The 21,155-nt window shown below is 73.1% G+C and carries 21 protein-coding genes, 1 tRNA gene and 1 pseudogene; 9 read left to right on the top strand and 14 right to left on the bottom strand.

Annotation, left to right across the window (positions count from 1 at the left end; genetic code table 11):
* Nucleotides 1-15: 15 nt before the first annotated feature.
* From EXE47_RS04820 to EXE47_RS04855, 8 genes are read right to left on the bottom strand one after another with little or no spacing between them, the layout of a single operon-like run.
* Nucleotides 16-768, bottom strand: coding sequence for a cob(I)yrinic acid a,c-diamide adenosyltransferase (locus tag EXE47_RS04820; RefSeq protein ID WP_094520120.1), 753 nt, complete (start codon nucleotides 766-768; stop codon nucleotides 16-18).
* Nucleotides 765-1,544, bottom strand: coding sequence for an adenosylcobinamide amidohydrolase (locus tag EXE47_RS04825; RefSeq protein ID WP_137708064.1), 780 nt, complete (start codon nucleotides 1,542-1,544; stop codon nucleotides 765-767). The genes EXE47_RS04820 and EXE47_RS04825 overlap by 4 nt, the downstream gene beginning before the upstream one ends.
* Entirely contained in the window at nucleotides 1,537-2,616 is a 1,080-nt protein-coding gene (locus EXE47_RS04830; RefSeq protein WP_137708065.1) for an aminotransferase class I/II-fold pyridoxal phosphate-dependent enzyme, read from the bottom strand. Before EXE47_RS04830 ends, EXE47_RS04825 begins: the two co-directional genes overlap by 8 nt.
* Complete coding sequence (locus EXE47_RS04835; RefSeq protein ID WP_137708081.1) at nucleotides 2,613-3,362, bottom strand: NTP transferase domain-containing protein; 750 nt, start codon at nucleotides 3,360-3,362, stop codon at nucleotides 2,613-2,615. The genes EXE47_RS04830 and EXE47_RS04835 overlap by 4 nt, the downstream gene beginning before the upstream one ends.
* A complete protein-coding gene (gene cobS / locus EXE47_RS04840) occupies nucleotides 3,362-4,165 on the bottom strand; it encodes an adenosylcobinamide-GDP ribazoletransferase (RefSeq protein WP_137708066.1) in 804 nt (267 codons plus the stop codon). Before cobS ends, EXE47_RS04835 begins: the two co-directional genes overlap by 1 nt.
* Nucleotides 4,156-5,277: a CobD/CbiB family cobalamin biosynthesis protein gene (locus EXE47_RS04845; protein WP_137708067.1), complete on the bottom strand. Its 1,122-nt coding sequence runs from the start codon at nucleotides 5,275-5,277 to the stop codon at nucleotides 4,156-4,158. The genes cobS and EXE47_RS04845 overlap by 10 nt, the downstream gene beginning before the upstream one ends.
* Entirely contained in the window at nucleotides 5,274-6,617 is a 1,344-nt protein-coding gene (locus tag EXE47_RS04850; protein ID WP_137708068.1) for a cobyrinic acid a,c-diamide synthase, read from the bottom strand. Before EXE47_RS04850 ends, EXE47_RS04845 begins: the two co-directional genes overlap by 4 nt.
* The gene (locus tag EXE47_RS04855) at nucleotides 6,614-7,720 is read right to left on the bottom strand and encodes a nicotinate-nucleotide--dimethylbenzimidazole phosphoribosyltransferase (RefSeq protein ID WP_137708069.1); all 1,107 of its coding nucleotides are present in this window, start codon (nucleotides 7,718-7,720) and stop codon (nucleotides 6,614-6,616) included. The genes EXE47_RS04850 and EXE47_RS04855 overlap by 4 nt, the downstream gene beginning before the upstream one ends.
* Before the next feature lie 385 nt (nucleotides 7,721-8,105).
* Here EXE47_RS04855 and EXE47_RS04860 point away from each other — a divergent pair, with 385 nt between their 5' ends.
* The 3 genes from EXE47_RS04860 (at nucleotide 8,106) to EXE47_RS04870 (ending at nucleotide 11,194) form a co-directional block, all read left to right on the top strand.
* The gene (locus EXE47_RS04860) at nucleotides 8,106-8,696 is read left to right on the top strand and encodes a 50S ribosomal protein L15e (protein WP_049931415.1); all 591 of its coding nucleotides are present in this window, start codon (nucleotides 8,106-8,108) and stop codon (nucleotides 8,694-8,696) included.
* A 193-nt stretch (nucleotides 8,697-8,889) separates the two neighbouring features.
* Nucleotides 8,890-10,272 (top strand): hypothetical protein, encoded by a 1,383-nt coding sequence (locus EXE47_RS04865; RefSeq protein WP_137708070.1) that lies wholly within the window; start codon nucleotides 8,890-8,892, stop codon nucleotides 10,270-10,272.
* A gap of 109 nt (nucleotides 10,273-10,381) precedes the next feature.
* The gene (locus EXE47_RS04870; protein ID WP_086216838.1) at nucleotides 10,382-11,194 is read left to right on the top strand and encodes a molybdopterin-synthase adenylyltransferase MoeB; all 813 of its coding nucleotides are present in this window, start codon (nucleotides 10,382-10,384) and stop codon (nucleotides 11,192-11,194) included.
* Nucleotides 11,195-11,269: 75 nt separating this feature from the next.
* On the opposite strand, the gene EXE47_RS04875 is transcribed toward EXE47_RS04870, so the two are convergent.
* Complete coding sequence (locus EXE47_RS04875; RefSeq protein ID WP_137708071.1) at nucleotides 11,270-11,665, bottom strand: zinc ribbon domain-containing protein; 396 nt, start codon at nucleotides 11,663-11,665, stop codon at nucleotides 11,270-11,272.
* A 123-nt stretch (nucleotides 11,666-11,788) separates the two neighbouring features.
* On the opposite strand from EXE47_RS04875, the gene EXE47_RS04880 reads away from it, so the two are divergent.
* From EXE47_RS04880 to EXE47_RS04900, 6 genes are all read left to right on the top strand, one after another.
* A complete protein-coding gene (locus EXE47_RS04880; protein WP_086216840.1) occupies nucleotides 11,789-12,169 on the top strand; it encodes a Rid family detoxifying hydrolase in 381 nt (126 codons plus the stop codon).
* Nucleotides 12,170-12,475 carry a hypothetical protein gene (locus EXE47_RS04885; protein ID WP_086216841.1) on the top strand — a complete coding sequence of 102 codons (306 nt, stop codon included), beginning with the start codon at nucleotides 12,170-12,172 and terminating at the stop codon, nucleotides 12,473-12,475.
* Nucleotides 12,476-12,502: 27 nt separating this feature from the next.
* Nucleotides 12,503-12,584 (top strand) — tRNA-Ser (locus tag EXE47_RS04890).
* Between the two features lie 561 nt (nucleotides 12,585-13,145).
* Entirely contained in the window at nucleotides 13,146-13,313 is a 168-nt protein-coding gene (locus EXE47_RS18665; RefSeq protein ID WP_167373069.1) for a hypothetical protein, read from the top strand.
* Between the two features lie 103 nt (nucleotides 13,314-13,416).
* Nucleotides 13,417-16,014 carry a DNA topoisomerase gene (locus EXE47_RS04895; protein ID WP_137708072.1) on the top strand — a complete coding sequence of 866 codons (2,598 nt, stop codon included), beginning with the start codon at nucleotides 13,417-13,419 and terminating at the stop codon, nucleotides 16,012-16,014.
* 86 nt (nucleotides 16,015-16,100) lie between these two features.
* Nucleotides 16,101-17,621 carry a PAS domain S-box protein gene (locus EXE47_RS04900; RefSeq protein WP_094494775.1) on the top strand — a complete coding sequence of 507 codons (1,521 nt, stop codon included), beginning with the start codon at nucleotides 16,101-16,103 and terminating at the stop codon, nucleotides 17,619-17,621.
* A 79-nt stretch (nucleotides 17,622-17,700) separates the two neighbouring features.
* On the opposite strand, the gene EXE47_RS04905 is transcribed toward EXE47_RS04900, so the two are convergent.
* The 5 genes and pseudogenes from EXE47_RS04905 to EXE47_RS04925 form a co-directional block, all read right to left on the bottom strand.
* Nucleotides 17,701-18,069, bottom strand: coding sequence for a DUF192 domain-containing protein (locus EXE47_RS04905; protein ID WP_049931423.1), 369 nt, complete (start codon nucleotides 18,067-18,069; stop codon nucleotides 17,701-17,703).
* A 62-nt stretch (nucleotides 18,070-18,131) separates the two neighbouring features.
* On the bottom strand, nucleotides 18,132-18,386 hold the full coding sequence (locus tag EXE47_RS04910) for a glutathione S-transferase N-terminal domain-containing protein (protein WP_049931424.1): 255 nt from the start codon (nucleotides 18,384-18,386) through the stop codon (nucleotides 18,132-18,134).
* A 207-nt stretch (nucleotides 18,387-18,593) separates the two neighbouring features.
* Nucleotides 18,594-20,240: a thermosome subunit beta gene (gene thsB, locus EXE47_RS04915; protein ID WP_049931518.1), complete on the bottom strand. Its 1,647-nt coding sequence runs from the start codon at nucleotides 20,238-20,240 to the stop codon at nucleotides 18,594-18,596.
* A 242-nt stretch (nucleotides 20,241-20,482) separates the two neighbouring features.
* Nucleotides 20,483-20,620, bottom strand: a pseudogene (locus EXE47_RS04920) (copper resistance protein CopD); the annotation flags it as partial.
* 63 nt (nucleotides 20,621-20,683) lie between these two features.
* On the bottom strand, nucleotides 20,684-21,019 hold the full coding sequence (locus EXE47_RS04925) for a hypothetical protein (protein WP_049931425.1): 336 nt from the start codon (nucleotides 21,017-21,019) through the stop codon (nucleotides 20,684-20,686).
* Nucleotides 21,020-21,155: the final 136 nt, after the last annotated feature.

Genomic DNA, 21,155 nt, shown 5'->3' on the forward strand with positions numbered 1-21,155 from the left:
GCGCGGCCCTCATCGTCAGTACTCCGTCCCCCTGCGCGCCCGCTGGCCGTCGTCGAACGGGTGGGCGACCTTGCGGACGTTCGAGATCAGATCGGCGACGCCGTCAAGATAGTCCGGTTCGGCGTGGCTTCCGGTGAGGACGAGTTCGAGGTCCTCGGGCTTCGACTCGGCGAGGCGGACAACCTCGTCGGGGGCGACGAGCCCGCGGTCGGCCGCGTACAGCAGCTCGTCGAGTATCAGCAGGTGGACGCCCGCCTCGGGCGCCCCGTCGAGTGCGAGCGGCTCGGTCAGGTCTGCCTCCGCAGCGCCCATGACGAGCGCCTCCGCGCGGTCGAAGGCGGCCGCCGCCTTCGCCTCGTGCTCGTCGTCGGCCGACCCGTCGAGCAGGCCGTGCCAGCCGTAGTGACCGGCGTTCTCGTAGGTGAAGCCCGGAACGGCCGCGATCGCGTTGTATTCGCCCCTGACGCCCTCAACGCTGTCCGCGCCGCCCTTCATGAACTGGAGCATGTGGACGCGGTAGCCGTGGCCCGCGGCCCGGAAGCCCATCCCCATCGCCGCGGTGGTCTTCCCCTTGCCGTCGCCCCAGAACGCCTGGACCAGTCCGAACTCCTCGGGGGCGGCCGGCTCGATCGGCTCCGGCTCCGGGGCCGCGCCGCCGCCCGGGGTGCGGGCGCGGTCGCCTGCGGCTCCCTCGCCGGCGTCGGTCGGTGTTTCCTCGTGCGCGTCGGTCGGTTCCTCGTCGTCGGTGTCGTCGTGGTTCGTGGTCATGGGTCGAAAACCTCCGCCCGGTCGCCGGTGACGACGCCGTGTTCGGCGTCGACCGCCGGTCCGGGCACGTCGCCGTCCGGGTACCGCGACCGCAGGCTCGCGCGGACCGCGTCCCGGACGCAGGCGCGGGCCGCCCCGCCGACCGCCGTGGCGCTCCCGGAGAACTCCGCCGGCTCGCCCTCCGGATCGTCGGCGACGACGACGGCGTCGCTCGTCGTCCCCGGAATCCCCGCCGCCGCGAGCAGCGTCGCGGTCTTCGCCTCGGCCGCGACCGCGACGAGGTTCGCCGCGGCCCCGGGGGCGAGCCGCCGCGTCGCGCCGACGATCAGGTTCACCGTTCCGGGGGGGTCGACCGGCGAGCCGGCGGCGTCGGCGCCCGAATCGACCGGCTCGCCCTCGTCCGTCGGCTCCATCGGCAGCATCGCGGGGTTCGAGAGGCCGACCGTCGCGTACGCGACGACCGGCCCGAGCCGCGCGCCGCGGGCGTGCTCCATCGAGACGCCCGTGAACAGCGTCGGCGGCGCGTCGCGGTCGCCGTCGCTCCCCTCGGCGCCGGCCCCCTCGGCGCTCCGCCCGTCCGCTTCGGCGGCGAACCCCGCCCGCGCCAGCCGCTCGTCGCGGTAGGCCCCGAGGTCGGTCCGGGCGAACCCCTTCGGGACGGTGACGTTGTACGCGGTCGCCGCCCGCGACCGCCCGCCGTCCCACCCGGTCGAGAGCCAGCGCGTCCCCGGCCGCCGGAGCCGGAGGACGCCCTCGCTGACGGTCGCCTCAAACATCGGCGTCCCCACCTCCGCCGCCGTCTCCCGTCTCGGCGTCCGCTTCGTCGTCGTCTTCCTCGCCGTCGACGCCGAGCGCCGCGAGGAGCCGGTCGTTCTCCGCCGGGCGGCGGACCGCGACCCTGACGTGCGAGTCGAGGCCCCGGAACGTCCGCGCGTCGCGGACGGCGACGCCCCGCTCCCGGGCGCGCGCGACGACGCGGTCCACGTCGCGGTCGCCGACGTCGACGAGCAGGAACGGGGCCGCGGAGGGCGCCACGTCGTACCGCTCGCCGAGGCCGGTCCGCAGCCGCCCGCGCTCGCGGCGGACGCGGTCGCGGGTCTCGCGGACGAACTCCGTCTGCCGGAGGCAGTACTCCCCGGTCGCGAGCGCCGGGGCGCTCACGTTCCACGCCCGGCGCGCGCCCCGCATCGCCGCGCCGAGGTCGCCCGTCGCGACCGCGAATCCGGCCCGGATCCCGGGGAGCCCGAACAGCTTGGTGAGCGCCCGCGCGACGACGACGCCGTCGGTGCCCGCGAGCGACTCGCGCTCGGTGAACCCGAGGAACGCCTCGTCGACGAGCAGCACGGTGTCGGCCGCGCGGCAACGCTCCGCGAACGCGAGCAGCGCCTCGCGGTCGTAGCCGGCCCCGGTCGGGTTGTTCGGCGTACAGACGACCGCCAGGGCGTGGCCGCGCGGGTCGGCGTCGAGGACGCGCTCGGCGTCGACGAACGAGGGATCGCCGCCCCGAAGTCGGACCTCGCGGGCGTACTCGCCGAAACTCGGCGCGGGGAGCAGGGCCGAGTCGCCCGGGTCGACCGCGAGCGCGATCGCCGTCCGGATCGCGGCCAGCCCGCCGGGCGTCGGGACCACGCACTCGGGGTCGCAGCCGACGTAGTCGGCCGCGGCCGCCCGGAACGCCCCCGGCGGCTCCGGCGGGTACGTCCGCGCCGTCTCGAAGGCCGCACGATAGACGCGCTCGACGCCCGCCGGGACCGCCGGGTTCGTGTTCGCGCTGAAGTCCAGCAGGTCCGGGTCGTCGGTACTCCCGTGGGGTTCGCGTCCGAGCGCCGCCGCGCGCTCGCGATTCACGACCGGTCACCTCCCTCGGCGGCTCCCGGCTCGCCGAGCCACTCGACCCCGCCGGTCGGGAGGGTCGGGGCGTCGCACTCGCCGGCGAGGATCCGCTCGGCGAGCCGACGGTCTCCGGGGCGGTTGACGTTGAGCGCGAGGCGGGCGTCGCGGGTCGCGCGGACGGCCTCGTCGCCCGCGCCGTCGATCGCTCCGACGACGTTGACGCCGGCCGGGACGCGCTCGTCGGGCGGGTCCACGGCTTCGCCAGCCGCTTCGTCGCCGTCGCCGTCGTCGTACCGGGTCGCGGCGTCGGCGCTCGCGCCCAGCCCGCGCTTGCGCGCGGCGGGGACGCGGACCGACAGGGAGTCGCTCCCGGCCGCGGCGTGCGCGTCGAGGACGGTGTCGACCGCCGGCCCGTCAAGCAGCGGGAGGTCGACCGCGACCGTGAGGACCGGCGGTTCCGGACCCTCGGCCAGCGCCGCCTGAAGATCCGCGACGTACCCGTCGCCCGGCGTGTCGACGACGGTCACCTCGACCGATCCCGCCCCTCGTTCGGCGCCGTCGGCGACCCGTCCGCCCCCGCTCGCCCGCTCGCCCAGTCGCTCGCGGGTCCGCGGCGTGTGTGGCGAGACGGCCGCGTACGCGGTTTCGACCCGGCTCGCGGCGAGGGTGTCGAGCGTCCGGTCGACCATCGACCGCCCGGCCACCGGCGCGAGCGGCTTCTCGCCCTCGCGGTCGAGTCGCGTGCCGCGGCCGCCGCACATCACGAGAGCGTCCACGCGATCACCCCCGCGTGTAGCCCGACGACGCGGGCGAGCTCGTTCGTCGCGCCGAGCACGTCGCCGCTGACCCCGCCGAGCCGCGAGCGCGCCCACGCGAACGCGAGCACGGCGACGACGACCGCGGCGGTGAGCGCGGCCGCGACGACGCCGGCGCCCCCGGAGCTGAGGCCCGCCCGCGCGCCCAGCGCCGCGGGCGCCGTCACGAGTGCGACGCCGGCGAGCGCCCGCGGGCCGGAGGCCGCCGTCAGCGCCGACCCGAGCCCTTCGTGCGGGGCGTCGCCGACGCAGACGAGCGCCGCCGTCGCGGCCTTCGCGCCCACCTCCGCGAGGACGACGAGGGCGACCGCGTCGGCGAGCGAGCGGGCCGCGACGCCCGTGACCGCCGCCCCCGCGGCGACGAGCCCGGCGACGACGAGCGCGAGCGCGACCGTCCCGCCCACGCCGAGCGCGGAGTCTTTCAGGACCGCCCGCCGCCGCTCGGCGTCGCCGTGGACGACCGCCGCGTCGCCGAGGTCCGCAACGCCGTCGAGGTGGGTGATCCCGGTGACGAGGGGGAGCCACGCGGCGAACGCGACGCCGACCGTGAGCGGCGGCACCCGAACCGGCACCAGCGCGGCCGCGACGACCGGGAGCGAGACGAGCGCCCCGATCGCGTACCCGACCGCCGGCATCGCCGCTGGCGTCCGCCGGAACGCCTCCCAGGCGCGGTCGGTGCGGCCGACGGGGACCCGGGAGAGGAACCCGAGCGCGCCGCGGAGCGCCGCGACCGGTCTGGTCAGGACCACGCGACCACCCCCGCGAGCGCGAGGACCCACGCCGCCGCGGCCGCGACGGTGACCCCGCCGGCGACGCCGACGAGCCGCACGGCGTCGCGGGCGGCCGCGGGCGACGGCGCCTCCGGACCGCCGTCGAGGACGTACGCCCCCGGCTTCTCTAGGCGGACGCCGAGCGCGGCGGCGGCCGTCGCCATCGGCCAGCCCGAGTTCGGCGACGCCGGCTCGCGGGCCAGCGACCGGGCGCGCCGCAGGCTCCCGGGCGACCGGGCCGCGACGGCGAGACAGCACGCCGCGACCCGCGCCGGCAGGAACATCGCGGCGTCGTCGAGCCGGGCGCTGGCCCAGCCGACCGGCTTCGACCGGTAGCCGAGCATCGAGTCGAGCGTGTTCACCGCCTTCACCCAGGCCGCGGCCGCGACCCCTGCCGCCAGCGCGCTCTCGACGGTCGCGGCGCTCCCGGCGACCGTGGCCGTCACGCCGGTCGTGCCGGCCCCGGGACTCCCACCGACCGCCGCGACCGCGACGGCGCCGGTCGCGCCGGCGGCGAACCAGACGAGCGGTGCGACGAACCCGTCCGCGAGGTTCTCCGCGGCGCTCTCGACCGCAGCGCTACGGAGCGCGGCCGGAGAGAGGTCGGCCGGGTCGCGCCCGACGAGCGCCCGGACCGACTCCCGGGCGGCGTCGGGATCGGTCTCGGTCTCGGCGACGACCTCACCGGTCACGTCGAGCAGCATGCGGAGGCTCGCGACCGAGAAGCAGACGCCCGCCGCAGCGGCGACGGCGGCGACCGGGACGCCGCCGGGTCGCGGGCCGTGCGCGGCGGCCAGCCAGACGACCCCGCCGCAGAGTGCGGCCGCGGCGAGAGGGAGGCCGGCCGCGACCGCGACGCCGACGAGCCGAGGGCGGGCCCACTCCCGGTCGAACCGGCCGACGAGGGTCCCGAACAGCGCGACCGGGTGGACGCGGTGCGGCGGCTCCGCGGCCGCGAGATCCAGCGCGAGGGCGAGCGCGACCGGCGCGAGGAGCGTGGCAGCCGGAGCAATCAGCGCGGCGGCGGGTTCAGCGACCTGCGCGGCGACGGCCGGCTCGGTGGCCCCGACGGGCGCGGCGGCTCCCGTCATCCCGTCACCTCGTCGAGGAACGCGTCGAACGCCCCGCTCTCGGGGTGGACGTGACAGTACGTCCCGAGCGTGCGGTGTTCGGTCAGCCCCTCCCGGTCGCCGTCGATGCCGGTCCCGCGCTCCACGTCGAACGCGAACCGGGCGTCGGGGGCGACCTCGGCCGCGGAGTAGTGGAACTCGTGGCCGCGGAGCCGATCCCCGGCGGCCGCCGTGAGCGCGCCGCGGCGGGCGCGGAGTTCGACGTGGTCGAGCGCCTGATACCGCTCCCGGCGCTCGACGCTCGCGGGGAGGACGCCCGCCATCTCGTGGCTGTCGCCGTCGGCCGTCGTCAGCGTCTCCGCGAGGGCCATCAGCCCGCCGCACTCGCCGAGGACGGGCGTCCCCTCGGCCGCGGCGTCCGCGACCGACGCAAGCGCGGGCCCGTCGGCGAGCGCCGCGGCGTGGAGCTCCGGGTAGCCGCCGGGGAGGTAGACGCCGTCGCAGGGCGGGAGATCGTCGCCGGCCGCGGGCGCGAAGGGGACTACGGTCGCGCGCTCGCCGAGCCGCTCGCGGGTGGCCGGGTAGACAAACCGGAAGGCGGCGTCGTCCGCGACCGCGACCCGCGGGCGGTCGTCGCCGTCTCCGGGGTTCGCTCGGCTGCCGCCGCCCGCCGGTCTCGCCTCCGGGCCCGTCGCGGGGAGCGTCGGTTCACCCGCGACATCGAGCAGCCGGTCGGTCCGGAGCGTCTCGGCGGCGGCGTCGAGCGCCGCCGAGTCGAGCGGTGCCTCCTCGCCCATCTGTAGTCCGAGGTGGCGGTCGGGGATCTCCAGATCCTCGCGGGGTGGGATCCGGCCGCAGTAGGCGAGCGAGTTTGGGAGCGCCTCGCGGATCCCCGACTCGTGACGGCCGCCGTGCGCGCGCTGTGCGACGACGCCCGCCACGTCGAGGTCGTGGTCGGTCCGGTCGGCGTACGTCGCGAAGCCGAGCGCGGTCGCCGCGACGCTCTCCATCCCGGCGCTCGCGTCGACGACGAGGACGACCGGGAGGTCGAGTGCGGCGGCCACCTCGGCCGTGCTCGCGGCGCTGCCGTCGTACAGCCCCATCATTCCCTCGACGACGCAGACGTCACCGTCGCCGCGGGCGTAGTTCCGTCGGAGGCCGTCGTTCCCCTGAAGCCACGGGTCGAGGGTGCGCGACGGCCGCCCGGCGACCCGGGCGTGGTGGCTCGGGTCGATGAAGTCCGGCCCCGCTTTCGCGGGCCGGACGGTCCGGCCGGCGTTCTCGAACGCGCGGATCGTCGCGAGTGTCGCCACCGTCTTGCCGACGCCCGACGCCGTGCCGGCGAGGACGAGTCCCCTCACCGTCGGTCGCCTCCGTTCGCGGGGGTAGTCCCGTCTCCCCCGTCGGACTCCGTCCGATCCGCGAGCAGGCGGTCGGCCACGGCGGCGACCCGCTCGCGGACGGCGTCGTCGCCGACCCCGGCGCGCTCCGCGAGCGCGAGCGCCCCGCCCATGCCGACGCCCTCCTTCGCCTCGCCGTGGGCGTACGCCGCCATCGCCGGGTGGTCGCTCTCGCCGAACCCGGGATCGGCCGCCGCGAGCGTCAGGTCGAGGTCGCCGGCGAGCGCCGGGAGGTCCGCGGTGGGGTCGTCCGCGACGAGCGACGTGGTCGCCAACGGGAGCGGTCGCTCGACGCCCGCGTGCCGGGCGAGCGCCGCCGCGGCCGCGAGCTGTGTGCCGCCCGCGAGGGTCACGTCGATCCCGGCGTCGGCCGCGCCGACGATCAGCCCCGAAACGCCGGCGAGGACGGGGTCGCCGGCTAGCCGGACCGCCTCGATCGGGTCGTCCGCCGCGCCGCCCGGGTCGAGGCCGCTCGCGTCCAGCCCCTCGGCGACGACGCGCCGCTTGCGCTCGATCGGATTCGCCGGTAGCGACGAGGAGACGGCGGCGCGCTCGCCGAGCGCGGTCAGGACTCCGAGCGCGGTGGTCGTCCCGCCGGGAATCGTCTCGGCGACGAGCAGCTCGGCGGGTCCGTCGCCGTCGCGTTCGGGGCCGGCTCCCTCACCGGACACGGCGAGGTCGGGCGCCAGCGAGCGCGCGCGCTCGAAGACGGTTGCCGCCTCCGGGACCGGCTCGGGGTCGCGGACGTCGCCGCCCGGGGACGCGCCGACCTCGCGGACGCTCGCCGCGGTCGGCGCGCCGAGTCCGGCGTCGACGAACTCGACGGGAAGGGTCTCCGGGCCGAGCAGCTCGCGGACCGCGCGGGTGACGACCGCGGGCGTCGCGCAGCCCGTCGGACTCATCGGCACGGGCGAGTCGGGCGCGGGGCGCCCCGCCTCGACGATTTCGAGGTCGGCGCTCGGCGTGTGAACGCGTAGCTCCGGGTCGGCGCCCGCAGCGCTGATTCCGTCGATGGCGGCGGTCGCGGTCGTTCCCGCGACGACGAGGAGTCTCATACCTCCCACCGGTACCTCCCTCCGTCGCGCCCGCGTGCCGCCGGCGCGGCGTCGATGTGTACCACTAGCGGTTCATCGATACAATTGAACTTTAATCGATCGACGAGCGGCGGCCGGTTCGAGCGTTCCGACCGCGCCCGTCGACTGTGCGTCCCGACCGAATATCTCGCCCGTCAGTTCGGACCGAACGTCTCGCCGAACCCGTGCGACCGCAACCCACGCGACCCGCGGAGCGAAGCGGTTAAGAGTGAACCGCGGGTATTTCCGTCAACTCGCTGGTGCGGACACAGCGGGCACTCGCCGCCGGGGCCGCGGTCGGACCGACCGCCGCGCGCCCCGGGACGAGACGACATGTGGCCCCTCGCGGCTGAATCGCAACCGTCCGCGGACAACAATGGCACGAAGCTTCTACTCGCACATCAAGGAGGCGTGGCGGTCCCCCAAGGAGGGGAAACTAGCTGAGCTGCAGTGGCAGCGCAAACAGGAGTGGCGCGACCAGGGCGCCATCGAGCGCATCGAGCGCCCCACCCGGCTGGACAAGGCCCGCGAACTGGGCTACAAGGCCAAGCAGGGCGTCATCGTCGCCCGCGTGAGCGTCCGCAAGGGCGGTTCGCGCAAGCAGCGCTTCAAGGCCGGCCGCCGCTCGAAGCGCCAGGGCGTCAACCGCGTCTCGCGGCGCAAGTCGATCCAGCGCATCGCCGAGGAGCGCGCCTCGCGGAAGTACCGCAACCTCCGCGTGCTCAACTCCTACTGGGTCGGCGAGGACGGCTCGCAGAAGTGGCACGAGGTCATCCTCGTGGACCCCGCCCACCCCGCAATCGAGAACGACGACGACCTGAACTGGATCTGCTCGGACGACCACAAGGGTCGCGCGTACCGCGGGCTCACCTCCGCCGGCACCAAGGGCCGCGGCCAGCGCAAGCGCGGCAAGGGCACCGAGAAGACGCGCCCGAGCGTCACCTCGAACGACCGGCAGGGCAAGTAACGCCGCCGTCGACGTTCAGTTCTCGTTTTTCACCGACCGCGTCGCCGAGCGGACGCGCCGCTCGTCGCCCCCGTCCCCCGACGGGCTCGTCGTCTAACGCTCCCGACGCTCTCCGCCGTCGCGCCCCGGACGCCGGCGGCGCAAGAGCAAAGATACCGCGTCACATACCAACTGTAGTCATGGCGATCGCCACGTGACCGGGACCACCCCGATTCCGCCCGACGCGTTCGCGACCGCGCTCAGGTCGCTCGACACGGACGCGCTCGCGACGCTCGTCGCCGACGCGTACGCGGCGACCGCCGACGCGGCCGACGCCGATCCGCCCCGAGTGACCGTGCGAAACGGGGACCAGCGGACCGAACTGCTCGTCGCCTCGGCCGCCGACGGCCGCGTCCCCGACGGCCCGGCCGACGCCGTCGTCGTCGCGAGCGACTCACTGCTTGACGACGGGACGCTCGACGACTCGACGGTCGTCTCTCCGGCGGACCTCCGACGGCGGCTCCTGTACGCCGTCCCGCCGGCGGCGGCGGACGAGATCGCGGACCGGATTCTCGGTGTCCCCGTTCGGTCCGCATCGTACGACGCGGTCGCTCCCGAGCCCGGCGCTGCGACCGATTCCGGCGACGGATCGCTAGCCACCGACGACGAGGCGACCGACGATGTCCGGACCGTCGACAGCGCGAGCGGCGACGACGCCTCGGGCGATGGCGACGCGAGTGATCCCGCCGGCGGGGCGACGGCCGCCGGCGCGTCGGGACCGGTAGGCCGCAGCGACGCCGATCGCACCGATCGGAACGTCGCCGACTCGCCCGGCGCGTCGCGAGCTGACGACCGGCCGAGCGACTCCAACCCCGATCCACCCCAGAGCGGTGAGCCGGGCGACGGTTCGACCGCCGACGCCGCGAGCGATCGACCGTCCCGCCGGACCGTCGTCGCCGCGATCGCGGTCGTCGCGCTCCTCGTCGCGGCGGCCGGGGCCGGGTTCGCCGCCGGCGCCGCCGGGATCGGCGGGCCGGGCGTGATCGCCGGCGACGACGGGGCGATCGACTCGCCGTCCGACGTGGGAGGGTCGACGGACGACGGCGGCGACGCGAGCGGCACGGACTCGGACGGCGGGAACACCGTGTCGGCCGCCGACGGCGACCCGACCGGTGAGGCCGCGCGGAACACGGCGTTGTCCCCGACCTGCGAGCGGTCCGCGCTTCAGGTCGTCCAGATCCAGATGAACGCGCTCCGGTACAACGACAACGCGACGAACGACGGCATCCGGACCCTCCGGGCGTTCGCGTCGCCGGAGAACAGGCAGGTCGTCGGACCCGTCGGCGAGTACGTCGAGCTGTTCGAGACCGCCCGGTACGGCCCGATGCTCACGTACGATACCGCGGAGTACTCGGTGCCGGAGACCGCCGACGGGACCGCCGCGGTCGAAGTCGTCACGCGCGAGGACGGCACCGTGACCGGGCGCTACGAGTTCCGCCTCGTCCGGGTCGGCGGCGGGAGCGCGACCACGAACAGTTCGCTGGGCAGCGTCGACGACTGTTGGATGACCGACGCCGTGACCGCGTCGGGGGAGTAAGCGTCGGCGTCAGGTCCAGAGCCGTCGCCGACGGAGCGAGTGTCGGCCGCGCCGCGTCTTTGTCGCCGCCGGGAACACGATTATATCTGCGCCCGCACAGGTCACGGACATGAGCCTCTCGCTCGACGCGACCCAACTCGACCGCTACTCCAGACACGTCATCTTGGACGGCGTCGGTCCGGAGGGGCAGAAGCGACTGCTCGACGCCCGTGTCCTCGTCGTCGGCGCGGGCGGGCTCGGCGCGCCCGTCGTCCAGTACCTCGCGGCGGCGGGCGTCGGCGCGATCGGGATCGCCGACGACGACGCCGTCGAGCGCTCGAACCTCCAGCGACAGGTCATCCACGGTGACGGCGACGTGGGACGCCAGAAGGTCGACTCGGCCGCCGACTTCGTCGCCGACCTCAACCCCGACGTGGATGTCGAGCGCCACCACCTGCGACTCGACGCGGGCAACGCCCGCGAACTGATCTCGGACTACGATGTCGTCGTCGACTGCTCGGACAACTTCGCAACCCGGTACGTGGTGAACGACGCCGCCCGAATCGAGGGCGTCCCCGTCTCGCACGGCGCCATCTACAAGTTCGAGGGGCAGGTGACGACGCTCTCGCCCGACGGCCCCTGCTACCGCTGTCTGTTCCCGGAGCCGCCGGAGCCGGGAACGGTACCGGACTGCGCCAGCACCGGCGTCCTCGGCGTCCTCCCCGGGACGGTCGGGTGTCTCCAGGCGACGGAGGCGGTGAAACTGATCATAGACGTCGGCGACCCGCTCGTCGGTCGCATGCTGTTTTACGACGCCATGGACCTCTCGTTCGAGACGGTCCCGTACGCGCGTAACCCGGACTGCCCGGTGTGCGGCGACGACGGAATCGACACGCTTGACGGGATCGACTACGCCGCTGGCTGTCGGATCGACGCGGCCTGAGCGGTCCACTCCGGATCGACGCCGTCTACGTGGCCCGTTCCTCGTCGTCGCGGTCGGGGCGCCCGTCGCGACAGCTTATAGCGACCGGTCGGTCATCGCTGTTCCCGCGGTGACGCCGGCGCCGTCGTCGACGAATCCCGACCGCACGCACCACCGGCAGTACCGGTAGCCGACGCGGTTCTCAGCGCCGCAGTGCCGGCAGACGACCGTCTCTCCGTCGGCGTCGAGCGGCGGCGGGTCACCGGCGTCGGCTGACTCGTCCGTCGGACCCCCGGCCGCGCCGCGGTCGCGTGCGACCGCCGAACCGGCCGCTTCCTCGTCGCCGTCGGGCTCCGACGAACGGGCCGCGACCGAGCCGAAGAGCTCCGCGGGGTCGCGGTTCCGGCGGACGAGCAGCCACGTCACCGCGAGGTTGAGCGCCGCCACGCCGACGAATATCGCGGCGAGGGGCACGAGCTGATCACCCGTCATACGTGTCATGTTACCATCCCGGAGTCTTGTGTCTGACGGTGGGTCCACCGGCCGCGCTCCGACGGGCCCGTCGGCGGGCCGCTCCAGAGTACTCTTGAGGCCGCCGGTCGAAGGCGCACCCGCATGAAGGAGACGATCCACACGGACGACGCCCCGGCGGCGGTGGGCGCGTACAGCCAGGCGACGACTGACGGCGACCTCGTGTTCACGGCCGGGCAGATCCCCCTGACGCCCGACGGCGAACTCCTCGCCGACGCGTCGATCGCGGACCAGACGGAGCAGGCGCTGGACAACCTCCTCGCGGTGCTCGACGAGGCGGGGGCCGGGCCCGAGGACGTGCTCAAGACGACGGTGTTCCTCGCCGACATCGACGACTTCGACGAGATGAACGAGACGTACGCCGACTACTTTGACGAGGCGCCTCCCGCCCGCTCGGCGGTCCAAGCGGGCGCGCTCCCCAAGGGGGCCGGCGTCGAGATCGAGGCCGTCGCCGTCGTTGAGTAGATGTCCGACGGCGAGGGCGGGCGCGGGGCCGAGACGGACCGGGACGACCCCTCCGGTTCCGGCGGCGGCGGCCGCGCGCCCGGCGCCCCGGCCACGCCGCGCGCTCGCCTGCGGTCCGCGGCGCTGTGGGGCGCCGTCGGCGGGTTCGCCTTCCTCGTGCTCGCGCAGGGGTACCGGCTCGTCGGCCCCGGGTCGCTGCCGGTCGGGATCGGCGGACTGGCGCTCGTCGCGCTCGGGGTCGCGGCCGCGTCGGCCGGTCTCTCCTACCTCGCCGAGGCCCGACTGCGAGCGAAAAGAAGGACTTAACAGTCGCACCGGAGTAGCACGGAGTGAGCCAGGATGGCCGAGTGGTAAGGCGCACGCCTGGAAAGCGTGTTCCCATCCGGGATCGGGGGTTCAAATCCCTCTCCTGGCGTTTTCGACGAACGACACGGCGAGCGAAGCGACCTGTTCGTCGAAAAGCCTGACGGAGGGATTTGAACCAGGGAGTGAAGCGAGCGCAGCGAGCGGAACGACTGAGGTTCAAATCCCTCTCTTGGCGCTCCACTGTCGCAATAACGAGCGAGGAGCGACAGCGACGGGCGGGTCTGGCCGCGACGATCACCTCCAAAGCCCCAGCCGCTCGGCTCTACGCAGACACCTATTGCTCGCCGACAATTACCTCCACAGGGGCGGCCGCGACCACACAGCACCGCACCTCACACCGCCCCAGCCTCGCGGTTCACTCCGGGCTCCCTTCGGTCGCCCGTCGCTCACCGCGTCCCTCGCGCGTGCGACATCGCACCCTCCGGGCGCTCGTCGGCACGCGCCACCGCAACTAACTCGTGAGAGCCTCTGGCAGATATAGTGGGTGTTTGATTATCACACCGCTGCTGTCGGCCGAATCTGCTTCGAAAGCGTCCGGTTCGGCCTGCCTCGACACGTCCGCACACCGACACAAGATTCATATGTGTGGGTATTGTTGACACGGGTGACGATGCCAGACACGAAATCGGGTCGCGAGCGGAAAGGGAGGAACAAGCGCCGCCAACTCGAGAACCACCTCGCACGGCGCGAACTCGACGCGGACGACGAACCGCCGGAACCGTACGGGGAGGCGACAGACGCGGAGTTCCTCGCCGAGTCCGACGACGCGGCCCGGTGACCGGTCGCGTCCCGATCCCTTCTCACCGGTCGTTCGACCCCTCGCCTGCCGCTGATTTCGCGTCGCGAAAGCTTTAGACCCGGGAGCGGCGTATCTCGCCGCAATGAGTCGCGGCCCCGAACTAATCATCACGGAGAAAGACAACGCGGCGCGGCGTATCGCCGACATCCTGAGCGGCGAGTCCGCGACCGCGGAGCGGATGAACGACGTCAACGTCTACGAGTGGGGCGGCAAGCGGTGTATCGGGCTCTCCGGCCACGTCGTCGGCGTCGACTTCCCCGCCGAGTACAACGACTGGCGCGACGTGGAGCCGGTCGAACTCATCGACGCGCCCGTCACAAAGACGCCGACCCAGGAGGGGATCGTCGCCGCGCTCCGCCGGCTCGCCCGCAACGCCTCGCGGGTCGTCATCGCGACCGACTACGACCGCGAGGGCGAACTGATCGGCAAGGAGGCGTACGAGCTCGTCCGCGAGGTGAACGAGGACGTGCCCGTCGACCGCGTCCGCTTCTCCTCGATCACGGAGAACGAGGTGCAGGAGGCGTTCGCGAACCCCGACGACCTCGACTTTGAGCTGGCGGCCGCGGGCGAGGCGCGACAGACAATCGACCTCACGTGGGGCGCGGCGCTCACCCGGTTCCTCTCGCTGTCCGCGCGCCAGCTTGGAGACGACTTCATCTCCGTCGGTCGGGTCCAGGGGCCGACCCTCAAGCTGATCGTCGACCGCGAGCGGGAGATCCAGGCGTTCGACCCCGAGTCGTACTGGGAGCTGACGGGCGAGCTGGCGAAGTCGAGCGGCGACCCGTTCGAGGCGCGCTACTTCTACCTGAACGACGAGGGCAACGAGCGCGAGCGCGTCTGGGACGAGGCGGTCGCGGAGACGCTCACCGAGGCGCTCGACGCGGCCGACGGGGCGACCGTCGACGACGTCACCCGGCGGACACAGACCGACGACCCGCCGACGCCGTTCAACACCACCGCGTTCATCCGCGCCGCGGGGTCGCTCGGCTACTCCGCGCAGCGCGCCATGTCGCTCGCGGAGGACCTCTACACGGCCGGCTACGTCACCTACCCGCGGACCGACAACACGGTGTACCCGGAGGACTTGGAGCCCGAGGAGCTGATCGCGGACCTCGGCGACTCGCCGACATTCGGCGAGGACGCCGCGAGTCTGCTCGACGAGGACCGCGAGATCGAACCGACCGAGGGCGACGAGGAGACGACGGACCACCCGCCGATCCACCCCACGGGTGAGCTGCCCGCCGCCGCCGACCTCTCGGACGACGAGTGGGAGGTGTACGAGCTGATCGTCCGCCGGTTCCTGGCGACCTGCGCCGACCCCGCGACGTGGGAGCGGTTGCGCGTGGTCGCGCTCGCGAACGGCGAGGCGACGCCGATCGCCGCGGGCGCCGACGGGCTCGCCGCGCTCCGCGACACCGACGACGCGGCGGAGCCGGCCGACCTCGCCGCCGACGGCGGGCTGCGGCTGAAGGCCAACGGGAAGCGGCTGCTGGAGGCGGGCTACCACGAGGTGTATCCGTACCGCTCCAGCGACGAGCGGATCGTCCCGGACGTCGAGGTCGGCGAGACGCTGTCGCTGTCGGACCGTTCCACCGAGGGGAAGGAGACCCAACCCCCGCGCCGCTACGGGCAGTCCCGGCTCATCGAGGAGATGGAGAAGCGGCAGCTCGGCACGAAGGCGACCCGGCACCGCACGATCGAGAAGCTGTACGACCGCAACTACGTCGAGAGCGACCCGCCCCGCCCGACGCGGCTCGCCGAGGCGGTCGTCGAGGCCGCGGAGGAGTTCGCCGACCGGATCGTGAGCGAGGAGATGACCGCCCAGCTCGAACAGGACATGGCGGCCATCGCGGCCGGCGAGAAGGAGTACGACGAGGTGACCGCGGAGTCCCGCGAGCTGCTCTCGCGCGTGTTCGACGACCTCACCGACTCCCGCGAGGCGGTCGGCGACCACCTCCAGACCTCGCTGAAGGCGGACAAGACTCTCGGCCCGTGTCCGGAGTGCGGGTCCGATCTCCTCGTCCGCAAGTCGCGGCAGGGGTCGTACTTCGTCGGCTGCGACGGCTATCCCGACTGCGAGTACACCCTCCCGCTCCCGTCGACCGGAAAGCCGCTCCTCTTGGACGAGACCTGCGACGAACACGACCTCCGTCACGTGAAGATGCTCGCCGGCCGGAAGACGTTCGTCCACGGCTGCCCGCAGTGTAAGGCGGACGAGGCCGACGAGCAGGAGGACGAGGTGATCGGGACGTGTCCCGACTGCGGGGCGGAACACGGGGGCGAGCTCGCGGTCAAGCGGCTCCGCTCCGGCTCGCGGCTCGTGGGCTGTACGCGCTACCCCGACTGCGACTACTCGCTGCCGCTCCCCCGGCGCGGCGAGATCGAGGTCACCGACGAGACCTGCGAGGAACACGACCTCCCGCACCTCCGCGTCCACTCCGGCGACGAGCCGTGGGAGTTGGGCTGTCCGATCTGTAACTACCGCGAGTTCACGGCCCGGCAGGAGGGGTCGGAGCTCCAAGCCGTCGAGGGGATCAGCGAGAAGACCGCCGCGAAGCTGAAAGACGCCGGCGTCGACGGCGTCGACGAGCTCAAGTCCGCCGATCCCGACAGTCTGGCGGCCGACGTCGACGGCGTTGGGCCCGACACCGTTCGCGACTGGCAGGCCAGAGCGGACTGACCGCCGGCGCGCCGCGCCCGGTTCGATTCCGCCGCAATTCATAAATCCACAAACACATATGCGCGGAGTGTCTCGATTACCGACAGATGGGTGACCGCGACCCGGACTCGTCGGCCGAGGACCGATCGCCGTCGAGCGGCGACGCCGCTCCGTCGGGGATCCTCCGAGCCTTCGTCGAGGCGGTTCCGACCCCGACGCTCGCCTGCGATCCGGACACGCTGGCCGTCCGCGCCGCGAACGCGCCGGCGGCCGACCTCGTCGGCCACGACCGCGGCACGCTGACGCTGATGGGCCTCCCGGACCTCGGCGAGACCGACGTCACCGTCTCCGGCGAGCCGATCGCTGACGTCGCCGCCGCGGCGGCCTCCCAGACGGCCGGCTCCGACGGCGCGACCGACGCGGCCAAGCGGTTCGAGTGGGACCTCCGTCTCGGCGATCCGAGGCTCCGGGTCGACGCGGCGCTCCACACGGCGACGATCGCCGGGTCCGAGTGGCTGGTCGTCGGACTCTCCGACGCCACCGCCCGCGTCGCCGCCGAGTCCGAGCGGGACACCGAGCGCCGACTGGTCGACGCGCTCGCCGACACCGTCCCGCTCGCGCTGTTCCGCTGTACCGAGGAGGGAACGCTCTCGCGGTGGAACGACGAGCTCGCGGCCGACACGGGGTACGCACCCGACGCGCTCTCCGGACGGGCGCTCACGTCGCTGTTCGACGAGGCGACGCGCGACGCGATCAGCGAGGCCCTCACTCGGGTGTATCGCGACGGCGAGGCGGTCTCCCGCGAGGCGCGCCTCCTCACCCGCTCCGGCGAACGCGTCCCCTATCGGCTCTCCGTCGGTCCGGTGACCGACGGCGACCGCGTCGTGGGGGCCGTCGGCGTCGGCGAGGACGTCACCGAGGCGTCCCTCAGGGAGGAGCGGCTCGCCGTGTTGACGCGCGTGCTGCGGCACAACTTCCGGAACGATCTCAACGTGGTCACGGGGTTCACCGGACAGGCCATCGAGGCCGTCGACGACCCCGAGCTCACCGAGCAGCTCGAACGGGTCGTCGCCACCGCCGAGCGGCTGTTGCGCCTCGGCGAGACCTCTCGCAAGGTCGAGCGGCTGCTCTCCCAGCGCCCGTCGGCGCGACCGATCGCGCTCGCGCCCGCGGTCGACGCCGCCCTCGAATCGGTCGACCCGGCGGTCCTCGACGGGGCCACCGTCGATGTCGACATCCCGGACGACATCGTCGTCTCGGCGGTCGCGTTCCTCCCGGAGGCGATCACCGAGCTCGTCGACAACGCGATCCGCCACAACGACGCCGACGAGCCGCGGGTTCGGGTCTCGGCCGCGGAGCTCCCGAGCGAGTCGTGGGCCTCCCTCGTCGTCGCGGACGACGGGCCGGGGATCCCCCCGGCCGAGCGCGCCGTCCTCACCGGCGAAGAGACGCCGCTCGAACACGCGAGCGGGCTCGGGCTCTGGTACGTGAACTGGATCGCCACCGCCGGCGGCGGGAGCCTCGACATCGCCGAGAGCAAGGCCGGCGGAAGCCGGATCGAGCTGTCCCTGCGCGTCGCCGATGCGCCGCCGATCGACGACACCGAACTGTTCAGCCCGGACGACTGAGCCGGACGGGGGTGACGCGGTCGCCCCGTCGACGCCGAGGTCGCTCCGGCGCTCACGACTCCGCGAGACGGCGCGCGCCTCACTCCGCGAGCCGGAGCTCGTCGCCCACCGTCACCGACTCCGCCGCGCCGGCCGGCAGCTCGACGACGGTGTCGGCGCGGCCGCGGCCCAGTCCCACGAACGGCGCGAGCCGCTTCTTCGCCGTCACCTCGCCGTCGACGAGCCACACCGCGTCGATCGCGAATGGCACGAACAGCATGTGGAGCCACTGCGTCTCGGGCTCGTCGAAGGGGAAGACGAGGGCGTAGTCGTCGGGGACCGACCGCCGGAACATCAGCCCGCGGGCCTGTTCGAGCGTCGAGCGGGCGACGTCGACGTCGCTCGCGAGGACGGTCTCGGTCCGGTCGCCCGACGCGTCGGGACGGTGTACGAGTCGCACGCGGGTCACCTCGCCGCGGGCGAATAAATAGGCTCTCGTTCGACGGTGGCTCGCGTCCCCGCGTCCGAGCGTTAGCTCGCGCCGCCGTACGTCTCTTCGAGGTACTCGACGATGTCGTCGCTCTCGGGCATCCCCTCGATCCCGTGCTCCTCGTCGACGAGGACGGGCACGCCGGTCTGTCCGGAGACCTCCTCGACCTCGGTGCGGTCGCTGTGCGAGCGCGGGACCATGATCGAGTCGTACTCCAAGCCGAGGTCGGACAGCTTCGTCTTCACCTTCGCGCAGTACGGACAGCCTTCGAGCTCGTAGAGCGTGAGATCTGCCATCGCCCCCGCGTAAGGTGCGGATCCGTAAAGAGGTGCGGCCGCCGATGTGCGCGGCGCGCACGGGCGGGCAAAAGGCGAGCGGGCGGGGATCGGCCCCTCGCCAGCCGACTTCGGCGGCCGTTCGGCTGGTCTCGGTTGAAACGGGGGAAAACGGAGCGTTCGTCGGACGAAACGGTGGGAACGGTGGAAGTCAGTTCTCGGCCGACTTCACATCGCGCCGCCCATGCCGCCCATGCCGCCCATGCCGCCGCCGGGGGCGCCGCCCTCGTCGTCGCCGCCCGCCGTCGAGAGGTCGCCCGCCGAAATGATGTCGTCGATTTTCAGGACCAGGTTCGCCGCCTCGGCCGCGGAGGCGATCGCCTGCTCCTTCGCGTGGGCCGTCTCGACGACGCCCGCCTCGGCCGTGTCGACGACCTCGCCGGCGAACACGTCGAGCCCGGCGTGCTGGTCGCCCGCCTCGTGGGCCGCGCGGAGGTCGACCAGCAGGTCGATCGCGTCGAGGCCCGCGTTCTCGGCGAGCACGCGCGGGATCAGTTCGAGGGAGTCGGCGAACGCCTCGACCGCGAGCTGCTCGCGCCCCTCGACGGAATCGGCGTAGTCGCGCAGGCGGCGCGCGATCTCGACCTCGACCGCGCCGCCGCCGGGCAGCGTGCGCCCGTCGGAGACGGTCGTCGAGACCACGTCGAGCGCGTCCTGGATGCCGCGTTCGAGCTCGTCGACAACGTGGTCGGTCGTGCCGTACAGGAGGAGCGTGACGCCGTGGGCGTCCTCGCCCTCAACGTAGAACAGCTCCTCGTCGCCGTCGCGCTCGACCGAGCCGACCGCGAGGTCGTCCGCGGTGAGGGAGTCGAGGTCGGTGACGATCGGCGCGCCGAGGACGTTCTTCAGGAACGTCAGGTCGGACTTCTTCGTGCGGCGGACCGCCAGCACGCCCTCCTTGGCGAGGTAGTGCTGCGCGAGGTCGTCGATGCCCTTCTGACAGAAGACGACGTCGGCGCCGGAGTCGACGATCTGGTCAACCTTCTCGCGGAGCTGCTCCTCCTCCTGATCGAGGAACTTCTGGAGCTGGTCCGGCGAGTCGACGTTGACGGAGGTGTCCACGTCGGCCTCCTCGACCTCGATCGGGTCGTTGAGGAGCAGGACGTTCGCCGACTCGAAGTCGGTCGGCATGTCGTCGTGGACCGGGTCCTTGTCGATCGCCGCACCGGTGAGCAGGCGGGACTCGCCCGCCGCGCGACCGGTGCGCGTCTCGATGTTCAGGTTCGCCAGGTCGACCACGTGGGAGCCGTCGTCGGCCTCGACCGTGACGCCCTGTACGGCGCGGACGACGAGGTCGGCGAGCACGTCCTTGTCGAGCTCGGCGCCCTTGCCGGTCATGGACGTCTCGGCGACGTTCTGGAGCGTCTCAGTGTCGTCGGGGTCGACCGCGGTCGCGACCTCGTCGACCTGCTCGCGGGCGTACTCGCTCGCGAGGTTGAACCCCTTGATCACCGCTGTCGGGTGGATGTCCTGTTCAAGCAGGTCCTCGGCGTTCTTCAGCAGCTCGCCCGCGATGGCGACCGCGCTGGTCGTCCCGTCGCCGGCCTCGTCCTCCTGGGTCTCGGCGACCTCGACGACCATCTCGGCGGTCGGGTTGTCGATGTCCATCTCCTGGAGGATGGTGACGCCGTCGTTGGTGATGGTGACGTCGCCCATCGAGTTGACGAGCATCTTGTCCATCCCCTTCGGTCCGAGCGTCGACCGGACGGACTCGGCGACGCCGCGCGCCGCGGAGATGTTGTACTCCTGTGCGTCCTTGTCCTGGACGCGCTGGGCGTCATCGCCCATGATGATCATCGGCTGACCCTGCTGCATTCGCTGACTCATACAGCGTTTGATTGATTGTGATTCTATATAAATGTCTCGTTGACGGCCGGACGGACACGGACGGACGCCGTCGGGAGCCGCCGTCGAAAACCGCACGACACCGGACCGTTTCTTCCCGGATCGTGCGGAGAGTTAGCATTGATCTCTGGTGGGACGAATTCGGCTATCCGACGCCGTTTATATATCTCGCTCTCGCCGCCGCGTCACCCCGGAACCCCGCCGGCGAGCAACGCGGCGTCGACGAACGCCTCGCGGCCGAGCGTCCCGTCGGTCGCCCGCGGCAGGGTCGCGTAGACGACGTACAGCGTCGCGCCGGTCCACAGCGCGCCGGAGACCACGTGGAAGACGAAGGCGGTCGTGAGCAGCACACCGTTCCGTCCGGCTAACGACGGCATAATCAGGCCGCGCCGTCGCGTTCCGAGAGCTCCGCGTCACGGCAGCGTCAGCGTCCCCTCGTACCGGTGCGTGCCGTCGACAGTCTCGCGGTACTCGTACGCGGGCGGGGGCTCGATCCCCCACTCGCGGAGGCGCTCGTCGACGCCGTCCACATACGTGACGAGGAACGAATCCCGGTCGCGGAGCGTCGGCGGCGTCCGGGTGTACTCCGTCTCGAACCGACACCGCGCCGTTCGCCCGTCGTCGTTGACCTCGATCCGGACCCGGAGGTCCGAGCGCAGCCGCTCGCGGACCGGCGGCGGGTCGCCGCGAAGGTGCCCCTCGCCGAACGCGTCGATCGCGGCCAGCGCCTCGTTCGGGACGTGGTTCACGGCCGCGGATACGGGCTGGCAACACGAATCTCTGCCGCCCGCGCGCCGCCGGATCGGCGCGGCCGACGACGGTGACGGTCCGCCGTCGATTTCCGACCACGGTGCGCGGACGAAAACGGACGTACACGCACTCGGA

It is taken from the genome of Halorubrum sp. GN12_10-3_MGM, assembly GCF_005435235.1.
Classification (GTDB): Archaea; Halobacteriota; Halobacteria; order Halobacteriales; family Haloferacaceae; genus Halorubrum; species Halorubrum ezzemoulense.

What these genes read in the sequence shown, in the direction of transcription:
- EXE47_RS04895 (WP_137708072.1), top strand. Translation starts at nt 13,417, where the DNA reads ATGAGTCGCGGCCCCGAACTAATCATCACGGAGAAAGACAACGCGGCG.
- EXE47_RS04875 (WP_137708071.1), bottom strand. Translation starts at nt 11,665, where the DNA reads ATGACGGGTGATCAGCTCGTGCCCCTCGCCGCGATATTCGTCGGCGTG.
- EXE47_RS04860 (WP_049931415.1), top strand. Translation starts at nt 8,106, where the DNA reads ATGGCACGAAGCTTCTACTCGCACATCAAGGAGGCGTGGCGGTCCCCC.
- EXE47_RS18665 (WP_167373069.1), top strand. Translation starts at nt 13,146, where the DNA reads ATGCCAGACACGAAATCGGGTCGCGAGCGGAAAGGGAGGAACAAGCGC.
- EXE47_RS04825 (WP_137708064.1), bottom strand. Translation starts at nt 1,544, where the DNA reads ATGTTTGAGGCGACCGTCAGCGAGGGCGTCCTCCGGCTCCGGCGGCCG.
- EXE47_RS04835 (WP_137708081.1), bottom strand. Translation starts at nt 3,362, where the DNA reads ATGTGCGGCGGCCGCGGCACGCGACTCGACCGCGAGGGCGAGAAGCCG.
- EXE47_RS04845 (WP_137708067.1), bottom strand. Translation starts at nt 5,277, where the DNA reads ATGACGGGAGCCGCCGCGCCCGTCGGGGCCACCGAGCCGGCCGTCGCC.
- EXE47_RS04880 (WP_086216840.1), top strand. Translation starts at nt 11,789, where the DNA reads ATGAAGGAGACGATCCACACGGACGACGCCCCGGCGGCGGTGGGCGCG.
- thsB (WP_049931518.1), bottom strand. Translation starts at nt 20,240, where the DNA reads ATGCAGCAGGGTCAGCCGATGATCATCATGGGCGATGACGCCCAGCGC.
- EXE47_RS04910 (WP_049931424.1), bottom strand. Translation starts at nt 18,386, where the DNA reads ATGGCAGATCTCACGCTCTACGAGCTCGAAGGCTGTCCGTACTGCGCG.
- EXE47_RS04885 (WP_086216841.1), top strand. Translation starts at nt 12,170, where the DNA reads ATGTCCGACGGCGAGGGCGGGCGCGGGGCCGAGACGGACCGGGACGAC.
- EXE47_RS04870 (WP_086216838.1), top strand. Translation starts at nt 10,382, where the DNA reads ATGAGCCTCTCGCTCGACGCGACCCAACTCGACCGCTACTCCAGACAC.
- EXE47_RS04820 (WP_094520120.1), bottom strand. Translation starts at nt 768, where the DNA reads ATGACCACGAACCACGACGACACCGACGACGAGGAACCGACCGACGCG.
- EXE47_RS04900 (WP_094494775.1), top strand. Translation starts at nt 16,101, where the DNA reads ATGGGTGACCGCGACCCGGACTCGTCGGCCGAGGACCGATCGCCGTCG.